At 73.7% G+C, this 20,758-nt stretch carries 22 protein-coding genes; 2 read left to right on the top strand and 20 right to left on the bottom strand.

Annotated features, from left to right (window positions below):
• Positions 1-7: 7 nt before the first annotated feature.
• A complete protein-coding gene (locus tag JOD57_RS07215; RefSeq protein WP_204691255.1) occupies positions 8-2,026 on the bottom strand; it encodes an ethylmalonyl-CoA mutase in 2,019 nt (672 codons plus the stop codon).
• Positions 2,027-2,152: 126 nt separating this feature from the next.
• On the opposite strand from JOD57_RS07215, the gene JOD57_RS07220 reads away from it, so the two are divergent.
• Entirely contained in the window at positions 2,153-2,482 is a 330-nt protein-coding gene (locus JOD57_RS07220) for a hypothetical protein (RefSeq protein WP_307824538.1), read from the top strand.
• On the opposite strand, the gene murA is transcribed toward JOD57_RS07220, so the two are convergent.
• Positions 2,479-3,765: a UDP-N-acetylglucosamine 1-carboxyvinyltransferase gene (murA, locus tag JOD57_RS07225; RefSeq protein ID WP_204691256.1), complete on the bottom strand. Its 1,287-nt coding sequence runs from the start codon at positions 3,763-3,765 to the stop codon at positions 2,479-2,481. The two genes, JOD57_RS07220 and murA, sit on opposite strands and share 4 nt — an antisense overlap.
• A gap of 59 nt (positions 3,766-3,824) precedes the next feature.
• Between murA and JOD57_RS07230 the strand changes: the two genes are divergently transcribed.
• Positions 3,825-4,427, top strand: coding sequence for a cob(I)yrinic acid a,c-diamide adenosyltransferase (locus tag JOD57_RS07230; RefSeq protein WP_204691257.1), 603 nt, complete (start codon positions 3,825-3,827; stop codon positions 4,425-4,427).
• A gap of 59 nt (positions 4,428-4,486) precedes the next feature.
• Here the strand turns inward: JOD57_RS07230 and JOD57_RS07235 are convergent, their stop codons facing one another.
• The 18 genes from JOD57_RS07235 to rho all read right to left on the bottom strand — a co-directional run bounded on the left by JOD57_RS07235 (position 4,487) and on the right by rho (position 20,543).
• On the bottom strand, positions 4,487-4,888 hold the full coding sequence (locus JOD57_RS07235) for a DUF2550 domain-containing protein (protein ID WP_204691258.1): 402 nt from the start codon (positions 4,886-4,888) through the stop codon (positions 4,487-4,489).
• Between the two features lie 30 nt (positions 4,889-4,918).
• Positions 4,919-5,308 carry a F0F1 ATP synthase subunit epsilon gene (locus JOD57_RS07240; RefSeq protein ID WP_204691259.1) on the bottom strand — a complete coding sequence of 130 codons (390 nt, stop codon included), beginning with the start codon at positions 5,306-5,308 and terminating at the stop codon, positions 4,919-4,921.
• A gap of 240 nt (positions 5,309-5,548) precedes the next feature.
• Entirely contained in the window at positions 5,549-5,764 is a 216-nt protein-coding gene (locus tag JOD57_RS07245; protein ID WP_204691260.1) for a hypothetical protein, read from the bottom strand.
• A gap of 312 nt (positions 5,765-6,076) precedes the next feature.
• On the bottom strand, positions 6,077-7,522 hold the full coding sequence (gene atpD, locus JOD57_RS07250; RefSeq protein WP_204691261.1) for a F0F1 ATP synthase subunit beta: 1,446 nt from the start codon (positions 7,520-7,522) through the stop codon (positions 6,077-6,079).
• A gap of 78 nt (positions 7,523-7,600) precedes the next feature.
• A complete protein-coding gene (locus tag JOD57_RS07255; RefSeq protein ID WP_204691262.1) occupies positions 7,601-8,563 on the bottom strand; it encodes a F0F1 ATP synthase subunit gamma in 963 nt (320 codons plus the stop codon).
• Positions 8,564-8,566: 3 nt separating this feature from the next.
• Positions 8,567-10,195 (bottom strand): F0F1 ATP synthase subunit alpha, encoded by a 1,629-nt coding sequence (gene atpA, locus JOD57_RS07260; protein WP_204691263.1) that lies wholly within the window; start codon positions 10,193-10,195, stop codon positions 8,567-8,569.
• A 77-nt stretch (positions 10,196-10,272) separates the two neighbouring features.
• Positions 10,273-11,091: a F0F1 ATP synthase subunit delta gene (locus tag JOD57_RS07265; protein ID WP_204691264.1), complete on the bottom strand. Its 819-nt coding sequence runs from the start codon at positions 11,089-11,091 to the stop codon at positions 10,273-10,275.
• Positions 11,091-11,672, bottom strand: a complete 582-nt coding sequence (locus JOD57_RS07270) for a F0F1 ATP synthase subunit B (RefSeq protein WP_204691265.1) — start codon at positions 11,670-11,672, stop codon at positions 11,091-11,093. The genes JOD57_RS07265 and JOD57_RS07270 overlap by 1 nt, the downstream gene beginning before the upstream one ends.
• Positions 11,673-11,721: 49 nt before the next feature.
• On the bottom strand, positions 11,722-11,949 hold the full coding sequence (gene atpE, locus JOD57_RS07275) for an ATP synthase F0 subunit C (RefSeq protein WP_204691266.1): 228 nt from the start codon (positions 11,947-11,949) through the stop codon (positions 11,722-11,724).
• A 92-nt stretch (positions 11,950-12,041) separates the two neighbouring features.
• The gene (gene atpB / locus JOD57_RS07280; protein WP_204691267.1) at positions 12,042-12,872 is read right to left on the bottom strand and encodes a F0F1 ATP synthase subunit A; all 831 of its coding nucleotides are present in this window, start codon (positions 12,870-12,872) and stop codon (positions 12,042-12,044) included.
• Positions 12,869-13,195: an AtpZ/AtpI family protein gene (locus JOD57_RS07285; protein WP_204691268.1), complete on the bottom strand. Its 327-nt coding sequence runs from the start codon at positions 13,193-13,195 to the stop codon at positions 12,869-12,871. The genes atpB and JOD57_RS07285 overlap by 4 nt, the downstream gene beginning before the upstream one ends.
• A gap of 13 nt (positions 13,196-13,208) precedes the next feature.
• The gene (locus JOD57_RS07290; RefSeq protein ID WP_204691269.1) at positions 13,209-13,682 is read right to left on the bottom strand and encodes a Cg1360 family ATP-synthase-associated protein; all 474 of its coding nucleotides are present in this window, start codon (positions 13,680-13,682) and stop codon (positions 13,209-13,211) included.
• Positions 13,679-14,953: a glycosyltransferase family 4 protein gene (locus JOD57_RS07295; protein ID WP_204691270.1), complete on the bottom strand. Its 1,275-nt coding sequence runs from the start codon at positions 14,951-14,953 to the stop codon at positions 13,679-13,681. The genes JOD57_RS07290 and JOD57_RS07295 overlap by 4 nt, the downstream gene beginning before the upstream one ends.
• Positions 14,954-15,241: 288 nt before the next feature.
• On the bottom strand, positions 15,242-15,883 hold the full coding sequence (locus tag JOD57_RS07300; protein WP_204691271.1) for an L-threonylcarbamoyladenylate synthase: 642 nt from the start codon (positions 15,881-15,883) through the stop codon (positions 15,242-15,244).
• A gap of 6 nt (positions 15,884-15,889) precedes the next feature.
• The gene (gene prmC, locus JOD57_RS07305; RefSeq protein ID WP_204694712.1) at positions 15,890-16,765 is read right to left on the bottom strand and encodes a peptide chain release factor N(5)-glutamine methyltransferase; all 876 of its coding nucleotides are present in this window, start codon (positions 16,763-16,765) and stop codon (positions 15,890-15,892) included.
• Positions 16,762-17,841, bottom strand: a complete 1,080-nt coding sequence (gene prfA, locus JOD57_RS07310) for a peptide chain release factor 1 (RefSeq protein WP_204691272.1) — start codon at positions 17,839-17,841, stop codon at positions 16,762-16,764. The genes prmC and prfA overlap by 4 nt, the downstream gene beginning before the upstream one ends.
• 133 nt (positions 17,842-17,974) lie before the next feature.
• Positions 17,975-18,199, bottom strand: a complete 225-nt coding sequence (gene rpmE, locus JOD57_RS07315) for a 50S ribosomal protein L31 (RefSeq protein WP_091327662.1) — start codon at positions 18,197-18,199, stop codon at positions 17,975-17,977.
• Positions 18,200-18,380: 181 nt separating this feature from the next.
• Positions 18,381-20,543, bottom strand: a complete 2,163-nt coding sequence (gene rho, locus JOD57_RS07320; RefSeq protein WP_204691273.1) for a transcription termination factor Rho — start codon at positions 20,541-20,543, stop codon at positions 18,381-18,383.
• Between the last annotated feature and the right edge of the window lie 215 nt (positions 20,544-20,758).

Here is a 20,758-nt window from a genome sequence, read left to right on the forward strand (position 1 = left end):
CCCCGGCTCAGGCCGGGGCCGGCACCCGGTCGTCGAGACCGCGGGCCTCGCGGACCACGTCGACGACCTGGCCCATGATGTCGGTGAGCCCGAAGTCCTTGGGCGTGAAGACGCGGGCCACCCCCTGCTCGCACAGCCGCCGGGCGTCGCTGTCGGGGATGATCCCGCCGACGACCACCGGGACGTCGTCCAGGCCCGCCTCGCGCAGCCCCCGCAGGACCGCCGGCACCACCTGCAGGTGCGAGCCGGACAGCACCGAGAGGCCGACGACGTCGACGTCCTCCTCGACGGCGGCCGAGACGATCTGCGCCGGCGTGAGCCGGATGCCCTGGTAGACGACCTCGAAGCCGGCGTCGCGGGCGCGGACGGCGATTTGCTCGGCGCCGTTGGAGTGCCCGTCGAGGCCCGGCTTGCCGACCAGGAAGCGCAGCCGCCCGCCCAGCTCGTCCCCGGTGGCCCGCACCCGCTCGCGGACGGCGGTCAGCGACTCGTCGGCCTCCCCGCTCCCGGTGGCCGCGGCGACCCCGGTCGGGGCGCGGTACTCGCCGAAGACCTCGCGCAGCACGCCGGCCCACTCCCCCGTCGTCACGCCCGCACGGGCACAGTCGAGGGTGGCCGGCACCAGGTTGACGTCGCTGCCGGCGGCCTCGCGCAGCGCCGCCAGGGCCCGTTGCACCGGCTCGGGGTCGCGCTGGGCGCGCCACGCGCGGACGGCCTCCTGGGCGGCCGCCTCGACGGCCGGGTCGACGACCATGATCGCGGTGTCGAGGTCGGCGGTGAGCGGGTTGGGCTCGGTGCCGTCGAAGCGGTTGACGCCCACCACGACGTCCTCCCCGCTCTCCATCCTCCGCCGGCGCCGGGCCAGCGAGGCGACCAGCTGGCCCTTCATGTACCCGGACTCGACGGCCGCGACCGCCCCACCCATCTCCTGCACCCGGGCGATCTCCGCGCGGGCGCCCTCGACGATCTCGGCGACCTTGCGCTCGACGACGACCGACCCGGTGAAGAGGTCCTCGTACTCCAGCAGGTCGGTCTCGAAGGCCAGCACCTGCTGCAGCCGCAGCGACCACTGCTGGTCCCACGGCCGCGGCAGGCCCAGCGCCTCGTTCCAGGCCGGCAGCTGCACGGCCCGGGCGCGGGCGTCGCGGGACAGGGTGACCGCGAGCATCTCCAGCACGATCCGCTGGACGTTGTTCTCCGGCTGCGCCTCAGTGAGGCCCAGCGAGTTGACCTGCACGCCGTAGCGGAACCGGCGCAGCTTCGGGTCCTCGACGCCGTAGCGCTCGCGGGTCAGCTCGTCCCAGAGCTGGGTGAACGCCCGCATCTTGCACATCTCCTCGACGAAGCGGACGCCGGCGTTGACGAAGAAGGAGATGCGCGCGACCACCTCGCCGAAGCGCTCCGGCGGCACCTGCCCGGAGTCGCGCACCGAGTCCAGGACGGCGATCGCGGTGCTCATCGCGTAGGCGACCTCCTGCACCGGCGTCGCCCCGGCCTCCTGCAGGTGGTAGCTGCAGATGTTGATCGGGTTCCACCGGGGCATCGCCGTCACCGTGTAGGCGACCATGTCGGTGATCAGCCGCATCGAGGGCCCGGGCGGGAACACGTACGTCCCGCGTGACAGGTACTCCTTGATGATGTCGTTCTGCGTCGTCCCGGCCAGCTCGCCGACGTCGTGGCCGTGCTCCTCGGCGACGGCCTGGTAGAGCGCCAGCAGCCACATCGCGGTCGCGTTGATCGTCATCGACGTGTTCATCTCGTCGAGCGGGATGCCGTCGAAGAGCGCGCGCACGTCGCCGATGTGCGCCACCGGGACGCCGACCTTGCCGACCTCACCGACGGCGAGCTCGTCGTCGGGGTCGTACCCCGTCTGGGTCGGCAGGTCGAAGGCGACCGACAGGCCGGTCTGCCCCTTCGCCAGGTTGCGGCGGTAGAGCGCGTTGGACTCGGCCGGCGAGGAGTGGCCGGCGTAGGTGCGCATGACCCAGGGGCGGTCGCGCTCCTTCGGCGATGAAGGGAACGGCATGCCCGCGGAGTGTAGGGCTTGGCTACCGGCGAGTAGCAGACCCGGTGGGGGGACGTCCGCAGTGGCACACTCGGTCGTGCACGGCCGGCCGACCAGGGCCCGACCGGCGTCGCCGAGGGGGACGGGGTGCTCCAGCCGGGCAGCCTCAGCTACATCGCCGGACCGGTCGTCGCGGTCGCGGTGATGGTCCTGCTGACCCTGTTCATGCGGTGGGCCTTCGGCACCGGGGGCACGGGGCGCGCGCACCGCCGACCGGCCCCGTCGGACGACGGGCTGCTCACCCGCGTGGCCACCCTGTCGCGAAGGGAGTCGGCCCTGGCGCTGCGCGCGGTGCTCTCCGACGCCGGCATCCGCTCGACCGTCCGCTTCCCCGCGGCGCACCGGGCCGACGTCCTCGTCTTCCCGGAGGACGCCGCCCGCGCCCGCGAGCTGGCCGCCTCCTTCCCCGCCGCCTAGCTCTCGTCCGGCCGCGAGGTCCGCTGGACCCGGGCACCGAGACCGCGCAGCTGCTCCACGAAGTCGGGGTAGCCGCGGTCGACGTGGTGCACGTCCTGCACCTCGGTGACGCCGTCGCTGACCAGCCCGGCCAGCACCAGACCGGCCCCGGCGCGGATGTCGGTGGCCAGCACGGGGGCGCTGGAGAGCCGCTCCCGGCCGCGGACGACGGCGTGGTGGCCGTCGATGCGGACGTCGGCGCCCAGCCGGACCAGCTCGTTGACGAACATGAACCGGCCCTCGAACACGTTCTCGGTGATGAGCGCCGAGCCGGTCGACACCGCGGCCAGCGCGACGGCCATCGGCTGCAGGTCGGTGGGGAAGCCGGGGAACGGCAGCGTCACGACGTCGACCCCCCGCGGCCGGTCGTCCATCGCCACCCGGACGCCGTCGGGCACGACCTCCACCGTGGCCCCGGCGCTGGTCAGCTTGTCCAGCGGGACGGCCAGGTGCGCGGGCACGGCCCGCTCGATGACGACGTCGCCGCGGGTCATCACCGCGCCGATGCACCAGGTGCCGGCCACGATCCGGTCGGGCACGGTCGAGTAGGTGACCGGCTCGAGGTGCGTGACGCCCTCGACGGTCAGCGTGGAGGTGCCCGCGCCGTCGATCCGCGCGCCCATCGCGGTGAGCATCGAGCAGATGTCGACGATCTCCGGCTCGCGGGCGGCGTTGTCGATGACGGTCGTGCCCTCGGCGAGCACCGCGGCCATGAGCAGGTTCTCGGTGGCCCCGACCGAGGGGAAGTCCAGCCAGATCGAGGTGCCGCGCAGCCGCGGCGCGCTGGCCACGAGGAACCCGTGCTCGCTGTGGATCGAGGCACCGAGCCGCTCGAGACCGGAGATGTGCATGTCCAGCCCGCGCGAGCCGATGGCGTCGCCGCCGGGCAGGGCGACCCGGGCGCTGCCGCAGCGGGCGACCAGCGGGCCCAGCACGCTGATCGAGGCGCGCATCTTGCGGACGAGGTCGTAGTCGGTCTCGGTCGCGGGGGTCTCGGGGACGTCGACGACGACGCGCCCACCCCCGCCCGGCTGTCCCGAGCGCTCGTAGGTGACGCCGCAGCCCAGCCGGCGGAGCACCTCGCTCATGATCGAGACGTCGAGGATGTCGGGGACCTCCTCGACGGTGGTCCGCCCGGAGGCCAGCAACGCCGCGGCCATGAGCTTGAGGGCGCTGTTCTTCGCCCCCGTGACCCGCACCCGGCCGGTCAGGGCCGTGCCGCCGGTCACCTCGAAGCACTGCACCGGCCCACCCTACGGCGGGCACGCGGACGACCCCCGGCCAGCGCCTAGGCTGCGGTGTCATGACCGTCCGGCTGACCCGCATCTACACGAAGACCGGTGACGCCGGGCAGACGCACCTCGGCGACATGAGCCGGGTGGCCAAGACCGACCCGCGGCTGGTCGCCTACGCCGACGTCGACGAGGCCAACAGCGTGCTCGGCATCGCCCTGGCGCTCGGCGCGCCGTCCCCCGAGCTGACCGGGCTGGTCCGCAGCATCCAGAACGACCTCTTCGACGTCGGCGCCGACCTGTCCACCCCCGTGGTGCCCGATCCGCAGTACCCGCCGCTGCGGGTGACCCCCGCCTACACCGAGCGGCTCGAGGCGGCCTGCGACGAGCACAACGAGGCGCTGCCGGCGCTGGCCAGCTTCATCCTCCCCGGCGGGACGCCGCTGGCCGCGCTGCTGCACCAGGCCCGCGTCGTCGTCCGGCGGGCCGAGCGCAGCGTGTGGGCGCTGCTCGAGGCCGACGGCGAGCGCACCAACGCCGAGACCGCGCGCTACCTCAACCGGCTCTCGGACCTGCTGTTCATCCTCGCCCGGGAGGCCAACCCCGGCGGCGACGTGCTGTGGGAGCCCGGCGCGCACAGCGGCGTGCACGCCCAGCGCGCGGCCCGGAGCTGAGGGAGGACCCCGTCCTCCCCACGCCTCGCACGCCCGGCGCGAGCCCCGGGACGGGGCCACTAGCGTCCCGGGGGCGCCGACTCCACCCAGGACAGGAACCCGGTGACCGTCGAGAGCTCCATGGCGAGCTCCTTGCGGCCGCTGCCGGTCGCGCAGGACAGGACGACGACGTCGTCGGGCAGGGCCACGTCGTCGCGGCCGGCGCCCCTGCGGCTCTCGATGCGCACCTCGCTGCGACACAGCCGCTGCTGCGGGCGGACCGAGAGGGACAGGCCGCGGTACCACAGCAGCGCGTCCCCGCCGTACCAAGCCACCCCCACCGACCAGCGGGAGCTGCCGGCGGGCCGCAGCCACATGGTGACCGCACCGAGCCCGGTGAGCAGCAGGCGGCGGCGGAGCAGGAAGGCGACCACCAGCGTGACGACCAGCGTCACGGCCAGGACGATCAGGAAGGTGGTCACCGGCGGGGTCGTGCGGGTGGGACGGTCGGGTCAGTCGGCCTGGCCGGCGGCCCGCAACCGCGACTGGGCGCGACGGGCGGCGGCGAGGGCCTCGGGGTCGTCCCCGTCCCCCTCGGCGCGGCGCAGGGCCTCGCGGGCGCGCTCGACGTCGATCTCGGTGGAGATCTCGGCGGTCTCGGCGAGGATGGACACCCCGCGCGGGGTCACCGAGAGGAAGCCACCGTGCGCGGCGACGACGAGGTCCTCGCCCTCGACGGTGCGGATCGTCACGACGCCGCCGGGGGCGAGCTCCCCGAGCAGCGGGGCGTGGCTCGGCAGGACGCCGATCTCGCCCTCGGTCGTGCGGGCGATGACCATGCTCGCCTCACCGGACCAGATCGTCCGCTCGACGGCCACCAACTCGACCTGCAGGGTCGCCACGACACTCCTCCGGGTCCACCGACGAGCGGTGCTGGGACGCCGGCCGGGCGGGCACGGCGACGGTCGTCCTCACTCTAGCCGCGGGGCCGGGCGTGTCCGGGGCGGGTCACCCGGCGCTCACCCGGCCGGGCGGCGCCCCCTGCCGGTCCCGCCGCGGGGTCGCGAGCAGCGGGGCAGGAGGCGGCCCCGTCCCGGGCCCCGCCCTGAGCCTGCGAAGGACGGGGAGGACGGGGTCCTTCTTCAGGCCGCCCGGCGGTAGAGCAGGGTCCAGCGCCCGACCCGCACCCACGGGTGGCGGACCGTCGAGGCGGGGGCCCAGTCCTCGGTGTCGAAGCGGGTGGCGTCGACGTGCGGCACCGGTGCCGACGGCGGCCAGGTCCAGCCCGGGTCGAGTGCGCCGACACTCGACAGCCGCAGCTGCGTGCCGTCCGTGCTCGTGCCGTCCAGCCAGTCCATCGTCGTCTCCCGTGCCCCGCGTCCGGTCTCTCCGGCCGCCACCTGCTCGATCGGCAGAGGAGCTCCCCGGCTTGAGGCGCGGCCGACCCGCCTCTTCCCACCCACACCGGCGGGCAACCGCCCGGCGCCGTGCGCGCGGAGCGTCCCGACGCACCGTGAGGACGCCGGGACCCAAACGCCTCCACCGGCCCGGGACAGCACGACGGCCGGGCCCCGCGAGGGGACCCGGCCGTCGCCGGTGACGTGCTGGACCGGCCACCTTCCAGGGGCCCGCGCCGAGGCGCGAGGCGTGGGAGGAAGGGTGGCCGTTCCTCAGCCGCGCTTGAGCTTCTCGGCGTTGCGCTCGAGGTCCTCGAGGCCGCCGCACATGAAGAAGGCCTGCTCGGGCACGTGGTCGTAGTTGCCCTCGGTGAGTGCCTTGAAGGCCTCGAGGGTCTCCGAGAGCGGCACGAACGAGCCGGGCTGACCGGTGAACGCCTCGGCCACGAACATGTTCTGGGAGAGGAACCGCTCGATCCGCCGTGCGCGCTGCACGGTGACCTTGTCCTCCTCGGAGAGCTCGTCGATGCCGAGGATCGCGATGATGTCCTGCAGCTCCTGGTAGCGCTGGAGGATCTGCTTGACCGTCTGGGCGACCTGGTAGTGCTCCTGCCCGACGTACTGCGGGTCGAGGATCCGGCTGGTGGAGTCCAGCGGGTCGACGGCCGGGTAGATGCCCTTCTCCGAGATCGGCCGCGAGAGCACCGTCGTCGCGTCGAGGTGGGCGAAGGTGGTGTGCGGCGCCGGGTCGGTGATGTCGTCGGCGGGCACGTAGATCGCCTGCAGCGAGGTGATCGAGTGACCCCGCGTCGAGGTGATCCGCTCCTGCAGCTCGCCCATCTCGTCGGCCAGGGTCGGCTGGTACCCCACCGCCGACGGCATGCGGCCGAGCAGCGTGGAGACCTCGGAGCCGGCCTGGGTGAACCGGAAGATGTTGTCGATGAAGAGCAGCACGTCCTGGTTCTGCTCGTCGCGGAAGTACTCCGCCATCGTCAGCGCCGAGAGCGCCACCCGCAGCCGGGTGCCCGGCGGCTCGTCCATCTGGCCGAAGACGAGCGCGGTCGAGTTGATGACGCCGGACTCGGTCATCTCGGTGATGAGGTCGTTGCCCTCACGGGTGCGCTCACCGACGCCGGCGAACACCGACACGCCACCGAACTCCTGCGCGACCCGGCGGATCATCTCCTGGATCAGCACGGTCTTGCCCACACCGGCCCCACCGAACAGGCCGATCTTCCCGCCGGCCACGTACGGGGTCAGCAGGTCGATGACCTTGATGCCGGTCTCGAGGAGCTCGGTGCGGCCCTCGAGCTGGTCGAACCGCGGCGCGTGGCGGTGGATCGTCCAGTGCAGGGCGTCCTCGCCGTAGCCCGGGGTGTCCAGGCACTCGCCGAGCGCGTTGAAGACGTGGCCGGTCACGGCCTCGCCCACGGGCACGGAGATGGCGGAGCCGGTGTCGGTGACGGCGGCACCGCGGACCAGGCCGTCGGTGGGTGCCATGGAGATGGTGCGGACCACGTTGTCGCCCAGGTGCTGGGCGACCTCGAGGGTCAGGGTCTTGCCCAGGTCGGCGAGGGTGACCTCCACCTTCAGGGCGTTGAACAGGTCCGGCATCGCGTCGCGGGGGAACTCGACGTCGACGACCGGCCCCGTGACCCGCACGACGCGGCCGGTGCCCTGCGTCGACTGGGTGTTGAGACGGTCCTCGGTGACGGTCATGGGGAGTGCTCTCCTGCCCTCGGGCTTCGGTGGTGTCGCAGTTCCAGTGTCCCCGACCGCGGCGGCGGGGACGGTCGGTCAGTCGTCGGCGCCCGCCGAGACCAGCGCGTCGGCGCCGCCGACGATCTCGCTGATCTCCTGCGTGATCTCCGCCTGCCGGGCCTGGTTGGCCTGGCGGGACAGGTTCTTCGCCAGCTCCTCGGCGTTGTCGGACGCCGACTTCATCGCCCGCCGACGCGACGCCGACTCCGAGGCCGCCGCCTCGAGCATCGCCGCGTAGATGCGGGTCGTGACGTACTTGGGCAGCAGCGCGTCGAGGAGTGCCTCGGCGGAGGGCTCGAACTCGTAGGAGGTCGGGACGCCGCTGTCGCCGGTGCGGCCGGCCTCGCGGTCCTCGCGCTCGTAGTCGAACTCCTCGACCTCCTCGACCTCCAGCGGGGCCATCCGCTTCGCGACCGGGACCTGGGCCAGCAGCGACCGGAACTCCGTGTAGACGATGTGCAGCTCGTCCACCCCGCGGTCGGTGCCGGCGGCCTCGTCGTCGTCCTGGCCGGCGGTGAACGCGTCGATGAGGGCGCTGCCGACGGCCTGAGCGTCGGCGTAGCCGGGCTGCTCGGAGAAGCCGGTGAACGTGTCCTCCATCGGGCGGTCACGGAAGGAGTAGTAGGTCTCCCCCTTGCGGCCGACGACGTAGAGGACCGGCTCCTTGCCCTCCTGCCGCAGCAGCGACAGCAGCTCCTCGGTGCGCCGGAGCACGTTGACGTTGTACGAGCCGGCGAAGCCGCGGTCGGAGGTGATCACCAGGACCGCCGCGCGACGGGCGTCCTGCCTCTCGGTGAGCAGCGGGTGCTCCAGGGACGCGGACGACGCCAGCGCGGACAGCACGCGGGTGATCTCGCGGGCATAGGGCTTGGAGGCCTCCACCCGGGCCTGGGCGCGCACGATGCGGGCGCCGGCGATCAGCTCCTGGGCCGAGAAGATCTTCTTCGTCGACTGGGTGGAGCGGATGCGGCGCCGCAGCGCGCGGAGCGAACCGGCCACCGGTCAGCCCTTCTTGACCTGGACGCGCTCCTGGCCACGCTCGGACGCGTCCATGGCCTCGGCCTCCGGCTCGTTAAGCGAGGTGCCGTCCGACGTCGTGAACGTGCCGTAGAAGGCCTCGACCGCCCGCTCGAGGCTCTGCACCGCGTCGTCCCCGAGCAGCTTGGAGGTGCGGATCTCGTCGTAGACCCCGGTCTCGTTGCGGCCGATGTGGTCGAGGAACTCCGACTCGAAGCGGCGCACGTCACCGACCGGGACGCGGTCGAGCTTGCCGGTGGTGCCCAGCCACAGGGAGACCACCTCGCGCTCGACCGGGTAGGGCTGGTACTGGCCCTGCTTGAGCAGCTCGACCAGGCGCTGACCGCGGTCCAGGGTGGCGCGGCTGGAGGCGTCGAGGTCCGACGAGAACGAGGCGAAGGCCTCGAGCTCGCGGTACTGGGCGAGGTCCAGCCGCAGCCGGCCGGCGACCGAGCGCATCGCCTTGATCTGAGCGGACCCACCGACCCGGGAGACCGAGATGCCGACGTTGATCGCCGGGCGGACGCCGGAGTTGAACAGACCCGTCTCGAGGAAGATCTGCCCGTCGGTGATCGAGATGACGTTGGTCGGGATGTAGGCCGACACGTCGTTGCCCTTGGTCTCGATGAGCGGCAGTCCGGTCATCGAGCCCGCGCCCAGGTCGTCGGAGAGCTTCGCGCAGCGCTCCAGCAGGCGGGAGTGGAGGTAGAAGACGTCGCCGGGGTAGGCCTCACGGCCCGGCGGGCGGCGCAGCAGCAGGGAGACGGCACGGTAGGCCTCGGCCTGCTTGGACAGGTCGTCGAAGACGATGAGGACGTGCTTGCCCTCGTACATCCAGTGCTGACCGATGGCCGAGCCGGTGTAGGGGGCGATGTACTTGAAGCCGGCCGACTCCGACGCCGGGGCGGCCACGATGGTCGTGTACTCCATCGCGCCGGCCTCCTCGAGGGAGGAGCGGATGGCGGCGATCGTCGAGCCCTTCTGGCCGACGGCGACGTAGATGCAGCGGACCTGCTGCGCCGGGTCACCGGTGGCCCAGGCCTCGCGCTGGTTGATGATCGTGTCGGTGACGATGGCGGTCTTGCCGGTCTGCCGGTCACCGATGACGAGCTGGCGCTGGCCGCGGCCGATCGGGGTCATGGCGTCGATGGCCTTGATCCCGGTCTGCAGGGGCTCCTTGACCGACTGGCGCTGCACCACGGTGGGCGCCTGCAGCTCGAGGGCGCGGCGGCCGGTGGTCTCGATGGGGCCGGCGCCGTCGATGGGGTTGCCCAGCGGGTCGACGACGCGGCCGAGGTAGCCGTCACCGACCGGTACCGAGAGGACCTCGCCGGTGCGGCGGACCTGCTGGCCCTCCTCGATGCCGGCGAAGTCACCGAGGACGACCACGCCGACCTCGCGGACGTCGAGGTTGAGGGCCAGGCCGCGGACGCCGCTCTCGAACTCGAGCAGCTCGTTGGTCATGACCGAGGGCAGGCCCTCGACACGGGCGATGCCGTCGCCGGCCTCGGTGACGGTCCCGACCTCTTCCCGGGAGACGTCCGGGGAGTACTCGGTGACGTAGTTCTGGATGGCACTGCGGATCTCGTCCGCGGAGATCGTCAGCTCGGCCATGGCTCGCGTCCTCTTCCCTGCTGGGTGGTGGTGCTGGGGTGCTGTCTGGTGGTTCGGGTGAGCGGGTACCCGCGACGTCAGCCGGTGAGCCGTCGGCCCGCGGCCTCGAGCCGGTGCGCGACGCTGCCGTCGATGACCTCGTCGCCGACCCGGACGACCAGGCCACCGAGGACGTCGGGGTCGACGGTCACCTGCAGGCCGACCGACCGCCCGTAGATCCGGCCGAGCACGTCCCGCAGCCGCTGTTCCTGCGCCGCGGTCAGCGGCTGGGCGGTCGTCACGTGGGCGACCGACCGGCCGCGCCGCGCGGAGGCGGCCTCCGAGAGGCGCTCGACCCGGTTCCCCGCCGCACCCACGTGCCGGGAGGTCAGCGAGTTCCGCAGCAGCTGCTCGGTGACCGGGCTGACCCGGCCGGACAGCAGCCGGTCCAGGAGCGCCGTCTTGCCCTCCACGGAACCGCGGTCGTCGGAGAGGATCCGGGTCAGCTGGCGGTCACCGGCGACGATCCGGCCGAACCGGAACAGCTCGTCCTCGACGCCCTCGAGCTCGCCACGGGACTCCGCGGCGTCCAGCGAGGCCTCGGTGGCGAGGGTCTCGACGGCCTCGACGAGGTCCAGCGGCCGCGACCAGCGCTGCCGGGCGACGGTCTGGACGAGGTCGACGCTCGCCTCCGACACCCGCCCGTCGAGGATGCGGCCGGCCAGAGCGGCCCGGTCGGCCGGCTTGCCCGACGGGTCGGACAGCGCCCGCCGCAGCGTCACGTTGCCCTCGAGCAGCCGCGCCACGGCGAACAGCTCCTCGGCCAGGGCGAGCACCCCCGGAGCCGCGGCCCCGCGGGTGATCTCCGCCAGGCGCTCGCGCGAGAGCGCGATCGCCTCCCGGCTGGAGGCGTCCATCAGCGGTCGCCGCCGGGCACGAACACGGTGCTGCCGGTCCGCCCGTCGGACGGGCCGCCGGCGGCCATGCCGTCGAGCTGGTCGAGGAAGCGGTCCACGGTGCCGCGGCGGCGGGCGTCGTCCTCGAGGGACTCCCCCACCACGCGGCCGGCCAGGTCGACGGCGAGGGCGCCGATCTGGCCGCGCAGCTCGTTGACCACCGACTGGCGGTTGGCGGCGAGCTGCTCCTCGCCGCGGGCGACGATGCGCGCCGACTCCTCCTGCGCCTGGGCCCGCAGCTCCTCGAGGATCTGCTGCCCCTCGGCGCGCGCCTGGTCCCGGATCTGCGCGGCCTCGGTCCGTGCCTCGGCCAGCTGGGCGCGGTACTGCTCCAGCGCCGCCTTCGCCTCGGCCTGCATCGCCTCGGCGCGCTCGATCCCGCCCTCGATGGCCTCCCGACGTGCCCGGAAGACCTGCTCGAAGCGCGGCGCGATGAGCTTGAAGAAGACCACCAGCACGATCGCGAACGCGATCAGGCCGATGACGATCTCGCCGAGCGGCGGGATGAGCGGGTTGGCGCTCTCCGCAGCGTGGATGCTCATGGTCTCAGTGTCCCTGTCTGGTGTCGGTGCCCGTACCCGGAGGGACGGATCAGGTGCCGAAGACGAAGGGGACGACGAAGCCGATCAGTGCGAGCGCCTCGGAGAGCGCGAACCCGAGGAAGGCGTAGGTGCGGGTGAGGCCGGCCGACTCGGGCTGGCGGGCGGTGGCCTGGATGTAGGCGGCCCACACGATGCCGACACCGATGCCCGGGCCGATCGCGGCGAGGCCGTAGCCCACGGAGCCGATGCTGCCGGTCAGCTCAGCGAGAGTGTCCATGAAGGGGTGTTCCTCCTGTGTCGTCGCCCGGGTCTCCGGGCGGCTGGCGGGGGTCCGTGCGGGTGGTGCGGTCCAGGGTGCCGGTCAGGCCGTCAGTGCTCGGCCTCGATCGAGCCGTTGAGGTAGGTCCCCATCAGCACGGTGAAGACGTAGGCCTGCAGGAAGATGACCAGCAGCTCGAAGAAGGTCATCACGATCGCCATCAGCGCCGAGATCGGCCCGAAGACGATCGAGAAGTTGTCGCGGCTGAACAGGTAGACCGCGCCGAGGGAGAAGACGACCAGCAGCATGTGGCCGGCGAACATGTTGGCGAAGAGCCGGACCGCGAGGGTGAACGGCCGGACGACGAAGTTCTGCAGGATCTCGATCGGCGTCACCAGGATGTACATCGGCTTGGGCACGCCCGGCAGGAACAGGATGTCCTTGAAGTAGCGGCCGGCGCCCTGCTCGCGGATGCCGATGTAGATGTAGATGACCCAGCAGATCGCAGCGAGCACCAGCGGGAAGGCGAACTTCGACATCGGCGAGATCTGCGCGAACGGGATGATCGCCATCAGGTTGTTCGCGAGGATGAAGAAGAACAGCGCGGCCAGGAAGGGCGCGAAGGGCAGACCCCTGGGGCCGACGACGTCGCGGGCGATGCCGTCCCTGACGAGGGAGTAGCCGCTCTCGCCGACGAACTGCAGCTTGCCCGGCACGATCTGCGGCTTGCGCACCGTCAGGACCATGAACACGAGCATCGCCAGGGTGGCGACCCACAGGCCGAGGGTGATGCGGGTGATGGCGAAGTCGACACCCAGCAGGGAGAACTCGGCGATCGGCTCGGGGTAGAACTCGCTGAGGCCGGGTGCCTGGAACCCGTCCCCGCCGCCGCTGTCCTCTACCGCGAGCACGTCTACGAGCGCGAGGGCGCTGGAGGTCACCGTCGTCCCTTCTGCGTCCTGGGCCGGCTCCGTCGTCCGCCCTGGTCCTTGCCGATGGTCGGCGCCCCTGATGACGGGGGCAGCGCGCCGTACCTGGCGACCACCAGGTAGATGGCGACCACCGTGCCGAGGACGATGCCGACCGGCGCGAACACACGCGTGTCGAGCCACCGGTCGATCAGCCAGCCGGCCCCGCCCCACACGATCAGCCCGGAGATCAGCGTCCCCGTGACGGCCCAGCCGGTCTCGGCACCGCTGCCCCGAGGGGCCTCTCGTGCAGGTCGAGGGCGGTTCTCCCCGCGGGTGGGGTCGTCCTCGGCCATCGCCGGGACACTATCAGCCGCGTGTCGTGGGCCTCCCCGGTGCCGGGGGCGCCGTCGCCTGACCGGGTGGTGCGGGCGGCGTCACGTAGTAGAGCGGCCGGGTCCAGACCCAGCGCAGCTGCACGCCGCTCCAGAGCAGCGCGCCGACGATCACCGACCAGGCCATGGTGAGCCGGTCGAGCCAGCCGTCCTCGGGCAGCGCGTTGAGCACCGCGAAGAGGACCAGCGCCTTGACGAAGAAGGTCCCCAGCGCCGCCGGCAGGGTGAAGGTGTCGTCGATCCGACCGGCCCAGGCGATCACCACGGCCGAGACGACGAAGAAGGACGTGACCACCGCCGCGCCCACCAGCACGCCGGCGGCGTCGGCCCAGCCGCCCACCAGCCCGGCGACCAGCGCGGCGACGGCGGCGACCACCGCGGTCGCGAGGACGCCGACGCGCAGGAAGGACAGGTCCCAGCCGGGTCGTTCTCGCGGGCGGGGGGTCACGGGGTCACCTGCCCGGCACTCGTCCGGCGCACGGCGGGTGCGGTGTCCGGGCGGTCCGCGGCCCCGGCCGGGCCGGGCGGCGGGGCGGCCGCACGCGGGGTGCGCGCCGTCGGGTGGGCGGCGCGGCTGCGGCGTCGCTGCGCGGCGATCTCGGCGGCCCGGGCCTCCCGGGCCGCGCGCCGGGCGTGCGGACTGAGGACGACGACGACTCCCACGGCGAGCAGCACCCCGATCAGGACGAGCAGCTCCGCCCGGCCGCCGGTGATGGACAGTGCCACCGCGCCGAAGGACAGGAGAGCGGCCCAGAAGTACATGGTCAGCACCGCCCGGCGGTGCGAGTGGCCGATGGCCAGCAGCCGGTGGTGCAGGTGCATCTTGTCGGGTGAGAACGGCGACTGGCCCCGCCGGGTCCGCCGGACGACGGCCAGGAGCAGGTCGACGAACGGGATGAACAGCACCGCGATCGGCACGAGCAGGGGCAGGGTCAGCGGCAGGAGGTTCGCCGCGGAGCCCAGCGTCTGGGAGTCGGTCTGGCCGGTCGCGGAGACCGCGGCCGCCGACAGCATCAGCCCGACGAGCATCGATCCCGAGTCGCCCATGAAGATGCGCGCCGGGCTGAAGTTGTGCGGCAGGAAGCCCAGGCAGGCGCCGGCCAGCACGGCGGTGATCAGGGCCGGGGCGCTGGCGACGTCGTCGTAGCCGACCCGGCTGAGGTTGTAGCTGTAGGCGAAGAAGGCCAGCGCGGCGATCGCCGAGACCCCCGCGGCCAGCCCGTCGAGGCCGTCGATGAAGTTGAGCGCGTTGACCGTGACGACGGTCAGCAGGATGGTCGCCGGCACGCCGACCTGGGAGCCGAGGACCAGGGTCCCGATGTCGGCCACCGGCAGGAACAGGAAGGACAGCTGCACCCCGATGAGCACCATGACGCCGGCGGCGGCGATCTGGCCGGTCAGCTTGGTGAGCGCGTCGAGGCCGAACTTGTCGTCGAGGACGCCGAGCAGGCAGATCAGCCCGCCGGCGACGAGCACCGCGGCGGTCTGCGAGTCGTCGAAGGTGCGCTGCAGCGCCGGCAGCCGGGTGGCCACGAGCACCGCGGCGGCCACGCCCAGGTACATCGCCACTCCCCCGCCGCGCGGGGTCGGGATGACGTGCACGTCCCGCTCGCGGGGCGCGGCCATCATCCGCAGCCGGATCGCCGCGACCCGCACGACGGGGGTGGCCAGGAAGGTCACCAGCGCAGCGGTCAGCAGGACGACGGCGTACTCGCGCACGGCTCAGCCTCGACGGGGACCGCTCGGGAGCCCGGCCGGGCGCGCGGCTGGCGTGCTCATCGCGACGGTGCTCCCGGGGGCGAGACGACAGGGCGGTACGGGCGGGCCGGTGCGGACGACGGGGCCGGTCGACCCACGGTAGCGCTCCCACCTGTGACCCAGCGGCACCGAAGCCCCTGCCGCCTGCGGGGCCCGCCGCGAGCGTGCGAGCGGTGGGGGGCAGGGGGCGGCCCGCCTGCAGGGGCCCGCCGCGAGCGTGCGAGCGGTGGGGGGCAGGGGGGTCCTTCTTCAGTCGGTGGTCTCCGGGACGACCTCGCGCAGCGCCGCCACGGGCACCGCGCCGACCCGCAGCACCCTCGGCACGGGACCGGTGCAGTCGACGATCGTGCTGGCCGCCGACCCGGTCCGCGGACCGCCGTCGAGGACCACCGCGGCGTGCTCGCCCAGCTGGTCGACCGCCTCCTGCGCCGTCGTCGCGGCGGGCCGGCCGGAGCGGTTGGCGCTGGAGACGGCGAGCGGACCGGTGCGGCGGAGCAGGTCGCGGGCGACGTCGTCGTCGGGCAGCCGGACGGCGACCGTGCCCTCGGCGTCCCCGAGGTCCCAGGCCAGGGACGGCGCGTGCTCGACGACGAGGGTCAGCCCACCGGGCCAGAACGCCTCGGCCAGCCGGGAGGCGAGCGGCGGCACGGTCGTCACGAGGCCGGCCAGCGTGGAGGCCTCCCCGACGAGCACGGGCACCGGCATCGCGCGGCCGCGGTTCTTCGCGGCGAGCAGGCCGGTGACGGCGGCGGGTGAGAAGGCGTCGGCCCCGACGCCGTAGACGGTGTCCGTGGGCAGCAGGACCAGCTCGCCGCGGCCGATCGCCGCCGCGGCGGCGTCCAGTCCGGCGGCGCGCGCCTCGGGGTCGGTGCAGTCGTAGAGATCGGCCACGGGCGGTCAGTCTCCCCCAGCCGCCCCCGCCGCCCGCCGGGCGGTGGTGAAGCGCGGGCGTCCGGCGAGGTCGGGGTGGTCGGCGACGTCGGTCCAGCCGCCGGCCGAGCGCACCAGGGCCGGCAGCGCGCCACCCTGCTGGTCGGCGTGCTCGATGCCGAGCGCGCCGCCGGGCCGCAGCAGCCGCGCGGCGGTGCGCAGCAGCCCGCGGACGACGTCGAGGCCGTCGGGACCGCCCCACAGCGCCAGTGGCGGGTCGTGCTCGGCGACCTCGCGCGGCACGGAGGCGCCGTCAGGGACGTAGGGCGGGTTGGAGACGACGAGGTCGACGGTGCCGTCGAGGTCGGTCAGCAGCGCCGGGTCGGTCATGTCGCCGGCGAGCACGGTGACCGGCCGGTCGCCGGCGGCGGACCTCAGCGCGGCGTTGTGGCGGGTCCACTCGATCGCGCCGGGGTCGCGCTCGACGGCGGTGACCCGGGCGCCGGGGAGCTCGTGGGCGATCGACAGCGCGATGGCGCCCGACCCGCTGCCCAGGTCGACGACGACCGGCTCGCCGGTGCCGGCCAGCTGGGCCAGCGCCCACTCGACGAGCTGCTCGGTCTCCGGCCGCGGCACGAAGACGCCGGGCCCGACGGCCAGGTCGAGGTGGCGGAACGGCGCCCGGCCGGTGAGGTGCTGCAGCGGCACGCGGGTGGCGCGCTGGTCGAGCAGCGCGGTGAAGCGGGCGGCGGCGTCGTCCGGCACGTCGTCGAGGGTGAGCAGGGCCGTGCGCGGGACCCGGAGCACGTGGGCGAGCAGCAGCTCGGCGTCCACCCGGGGCGACTCGACGCCTGCCTCGGCCAGCCGGCGGGCAGCGTCGGCGAGCAGCGGGCGCGGGTTCAGGAGCCGGCCGCCAGGAGCTCGGCGGTGTGCGCGCGGGTCAGGGCGTCGATGACCGGGTCGAGCTCGCCGTCGAGCACCTGGTCGAGGTTGTGCGCCTTGAAGCCCACGCGGTGGTCGGAGAGGCGGCTCTCCGGGAAGTTGTAGGTGCGCACCCGCTCGCTGCGGTCGACGGTGCGGACCTGGCTGCGGCGCTGGTCGCTGGCGGTGGCGGCGGCCTCCTCGCGGGCCGCGGCCAGCAGCCGCGAGCGCAGCACCCGCAGCGCCGACTCGCGGTTCTGCAGCTGGCTCTTCTCGTTCTGCGAGCTGACCACGATGCCGGTGGGCAGGTGGGTGATGCGGACGGCGGAGTCGGTGGTGTTCACGCTCTGCCCGCCGGGTCCCGAGGAGCGGAACACGTCGATGCGCAGGTCGTTCGGGTCGACGGTGACGTCGACCTCCTCCGCCTCGGGCAGCACGAGGACGCCGACGGCGGAGGTGTGGATGCGGCCCTGCGACTCGGTGACCGGCACCCGCTGCACGCGGTGCACGCCGCCCTCGAACTTCAGCCGCGACCAGATGCCCTCGTCGGTGCGGGACTTGACCGCGATCGAGACGTCCTTGTAGCCGCCGAGGTCCGCGGGGACGGCGTCGAGCACCTCGGTGGCCCAGCCGCGGCGCTCGGCGTAGCGCAGGTACATGCGCAGCAGGTCGCCGGCGAACAGGGCCGACTCCGCGCCGCCCTCCCCCGCCTTGATCTCGAGGATGACGTCCTTGTCGTCGTCGGGGTCCTCGGGCAGCAGCTGGGAGCGCAGCCGGTCGGTCAGCTCCTCGATGCGCACCTCGAGCCCGCGGGCCTCCTCGGCGAAGGACGGGTCCTCCGTGGCCAGCTCGAGGGCTGCGGACAGGTCGTCGCGGGCGGCGTCGAGCGCCCGCGCGGTCTCCACCAGCGGGGCGAGCTGGGCGTAGCGGCGGCCCAGCCGGCGGGCGCGCGCCGCGTCGGCGTGCACGGCCGGGTCGGCCAGCTCGGTCTCCAGCGCGGCGTGCTCGTCGAGCAGCCCGCGCAGCCGGTCGGGTGCGGCGTCGGTGGGGCTGCTCATCGGGGACCTCTCAGGCGGGTGTGCACCTCCGCGGAGGTGCACGGTGCGGTTCGGCGGAGTGCACGGGTGGGACGGGCTGGACACGACGACGGCGCCCGTCCCACACGAGGTGGGACGGGCGCCGTCGGGAGTGCTACTTGCCGGCGTTCGCGCCGCGCTTGCCGAACCGCTTCTCGAAGCGGGCCACGCGGCCACCGGTGTCGAGGATGCGCTGCTTGCCGGTGTAGAAGGGGTGGCAGGCCGAGCAGGTCTCGACGGTGAGCTGACCACCGGGCGCCGTGCTGCGGGTGGTGAAGGTGTTCCCGCAGCCACAGGTCACCGTGGTGGTGTGGTACTCGGGGTGGATGCCGGGCTTCATATCGCCTCTTCCGGAGTCTGTGCCGTTCAGGTGGTCGAACGCCGGCGGCCGGCCGGTCATTCCGGCCGCGCAGCGGGGCTCGGCCGACCAGTGTCCCTGATCGGCCGGGCCCCCCGGCGGGTGGCCCCGTCCCGGGTCCCCGCCGCGGGCGTGCGAGCGACAGGGGCAGGCGGGTCCTTGCTCAGTCGTTGCCCGGGCCGGGCGTGTTCTTCTGGACCTGCATGAGGAACTCGACGTTGTTGCGCGTCTTGCGCAGTTGGCCGAGGAGCAGCTCCAGGGCCTGCTGCGGCTCGAGCGCGGCGAGCACCCGGCGCAGCTTGATGACGATGGCCAGCTCGTCGGGCGACATGAGGATCTCCTCCTTGCGCGTGCCCGACGCGTTGACGTCGACGGCCGGGAAGACCCGCTTGTCCGCCAGCCGGCGGTCCAGCTTGATCTCCGCGTTACCGGTGCCCTTGAACTCCTCGAAGATGACCGTGTCCATCGTGGAGCCGGTCTCCACCAGCGCCGAGGCGATGATGGTCAGCGAGCCGCCGTTCTCGATGTTGCGGGCGGCGCCGAGGAAGCGCTTGGGCGGGTAGAGCGCCGTGGAGTCGACACCACCGGAGAGGATGCGCCCGCTGGCGGGGGCCGCCAGGTTGTAGGCGCGGCCCAGGCGGGTGATCGAGTCCAGCAGCACGACGACGTCGTGGCCCATCTCGACCAGGCGCTTGGCCCGCTCGATGGACAGCTCCGCGACCGTGGTGTGGTCCGACGGCGGCCGGTCGAAGGTCGAGGCGATGACCTCGCCCTTCACCGAGCGCTGCATGTCGGTGACCTCCTCGGGCCGCTCGTCGACGAGGACGACCATGAGGTGGCACTCGGGGTTGTTCGTCGTGATCGCGTTGGCCAGCGACTGCAGCACCATCGTCTTGCCGGCCTTGGGCGGGCTGACGATCAGCGCGCGCTGCCCCTTGCCGATCGGCATGACCAGGTCGATGACCCGGGTGGTCAGCTGGTGCGGCTCGGTCTCCAGCCGCAGGCGCTCCTGCGGGTAGAGCGGCGTCAGCTTGGTGAACTCCGGGCGGTTGCGCGCCTGCTCGGGGTCCAGGCCGTTGACGGTGTCGAGGCGGACGAGCGCGTTGTACTTGTCCTTGCGCTCCCCCTCCCGCGGCTGGCGGACGGCGCCGGTGATGGCGTCACCGCGCCGCAGGCCGTGCCGCCGCACCTGCGACAGCGAGACGTAGACGTCGTTCGGGCCGGTCAGGTAGCCCGACGTGCGGACGAACGCGTAGTTGTCGAGGACGTCGAGGATGCCGGCGACCGGCAGCAGGACGTCGTCGTCGCTGACGGTGGGCTCGGTCGGCTGGTCGAAGCGCTCGCGCCCGCCGCGGCGGTTGCGGTCGCGGTACCGGCGACCGCGGCGGCCGCGGCCACCCTCGAAGTCGTCGTCGTCCTCGTCGCGGTCGTTGCCACGGTCGTTGCCGCGCTCGTTGCGGGTGTCGTTGCGGTTGTCCGGCCGGCCGCCGCGGTCGGGCCGCTCGCCGCGGTCGGGGCCGCGGCTGCCGTCGCGGCCGGTGCCGTCGCGGTCGCGGTCGGCGCGACCGTCGCGGCCCGTGCCGGTGCGCTCGCCGTCGCGGCCGTTGCCGTCGCGGGTGCGCTCGGCGCGCTCGGGCCGCTCGCCGTCGCGGGTGGCCTCGCGGTCGCGCCCGGTGCGGTTGCGGTCCCGGCGCGGACGGTCACCCTCGGTGCGGTCGCCGTCGGTGCGCTCGTCCTGCCCGCCGGCGGGCCGGCCGTCGGCGCGCTCGCCGTCGGTGCGCTCCGCGGGCGGCGCGGCCGGCGCGGCGGCGGCGGCCTGCTCGGGAGCCGTGGCCTGATCGGGAGCCGTGGCCGGCTCGGCGGCGCCCTCGGTGGGGGCGCCGGCGGGGCGGCTGGCCGCGCGGCGACGGCGGGGTGCGCTCTCGGTGCCCTCGGTGGGCGGCGAGGCGGTCAGGGGGCCGCCGTTGGCGCCGCCGCTGACGGGGGCCTCGACCGGCGCGGCGGTCGCGGCGATGCCGCGCGGCTCGGGCGCCCCGGTGGTCGCGTCGTCGGCCGGGGCGCTGGGCGCCGGGACGCTGCTGCCGCCCGGGGTCCCGCCGCCGACCTGACGGGCGGAGATGGCGGCGACGAGGTCGCCCTTGCGCATGCGGCCGGTGCCGGAGATGCCCAGCTCGGCCGCGAGCCGCTGGAGCTCGGGGAGCAGCATCCCGGCCAGCCCGCTGCCGCGGCGGCGGGATCGGCCCGCCGTCCCGGAGCCGGCGGGGGCCTCGCCCGTTCCGGCGCCCTCGGGGGCACCGACGGTGGCGAGGTCGGTGGTTTCGCTCACGTACAGGTCCTTCCCTGCGGTGACCTGCGCCTACCAGCGCAGGGGGTGACCCGGCGCCTGCCTGTCCGGCCGGATGACGGGACAGCGGGACAGACGGCGGATCGAGTGGGTGCGGGGCGGATCAGCGCCGACGGGTGAGAACGTCTGCAACGTCCCGCGCGAGGCTCGCCCGAGGGGGCGGCTGAGCCGAAGACTAGACTCACCCCACGGACGGG

The organism is Geodermatophilus bullaregiensis (assembly GCF_016907675.1).
Lineage (GTDB): Bacteria > Actinomycetota > Actinomycetes > Mycobacteriales > Geodermatophilaceae > Geodermatophilus > Geodermatophilus bullaregiensis.

Bases quoted from the DNA above. Each gene is read 5' to 3' on its own strand.
- JOD57_RS07215 (WP_204691255.1), bottom strand. From the start codon at position 2,026: ATGCCGTTCCCTTCATCGCCGAAGGAGCGCGACCGCCCCTGGGTCATG.
- JOD57_RS07230 (WP_204691257.1), top strand. From the start codon at position 3,825: ATGACCGTCCGGCTGACCCGCATCTACACGAAGACCGGTGACGCCGGG.
- JOD57_RS07245 (WP_204691260.1), bottom strand. From the start codon at position 5,764: ATGGACTGGCTGGACGGCACGAGCACGGACGGCACGCAGCTGCGGCTG.
- atpD (WP_204691261.1), bottom strand. From the start codon at position 7,522: ATGACCGTCACCGAGGACCGTCTCAACACCCAGTCGACGCAGGGCACC.
- atpA (WP_204691263.1), bottom strand. From the start codon at position 10,195: ATGGCCGAGCTGACGATCTCCGCGGACGAGATCCGCAGTGCCATCCAG.
- JOD57_RS07265 (WP_204691264.1), bottom strand. From the start codon at position 11,091: ATGGACGCCTCCAGCCGGGAGGCGATCGCGCTCTCGCGCGAGCGCCTG.
- JOD57_RS07270 (WP_204691265.1), bottom strand. From the start codon at position 11,672: ATGAGCATCCACGCTGCGGAGAGCGCCAACCCGCTCATCCCGCCGCTC.
- atpE (WP_204691266.1), bottom strand. From the start codon at position 11,949: ATGGACACTCTCGCTGAGCTGACCGGCAGCATCGGCTCCGTGGGCTAC.
- JOD57_RS07285 (WP_204691268.1), bottom strand. From the start codon at position 13,195: ATGGCCGAGGACGACCCCACCCGCGGGGAGAACCGCCCTCGACCTGCA.
- prfA (WP_204691272.1), bottom strand. From the start codon at position 17,841: ATGAGCAGCCCCACCGACGCCGCACCCGACCGGCTGCGCGGGCTGCTC.
- rpmE (WP_091327662.1), bottom strand. From the start codon at position 18,199: ATGAAGCCCGGCATCCACCCCGAGTACCACACCACCACGGTGACCTGT.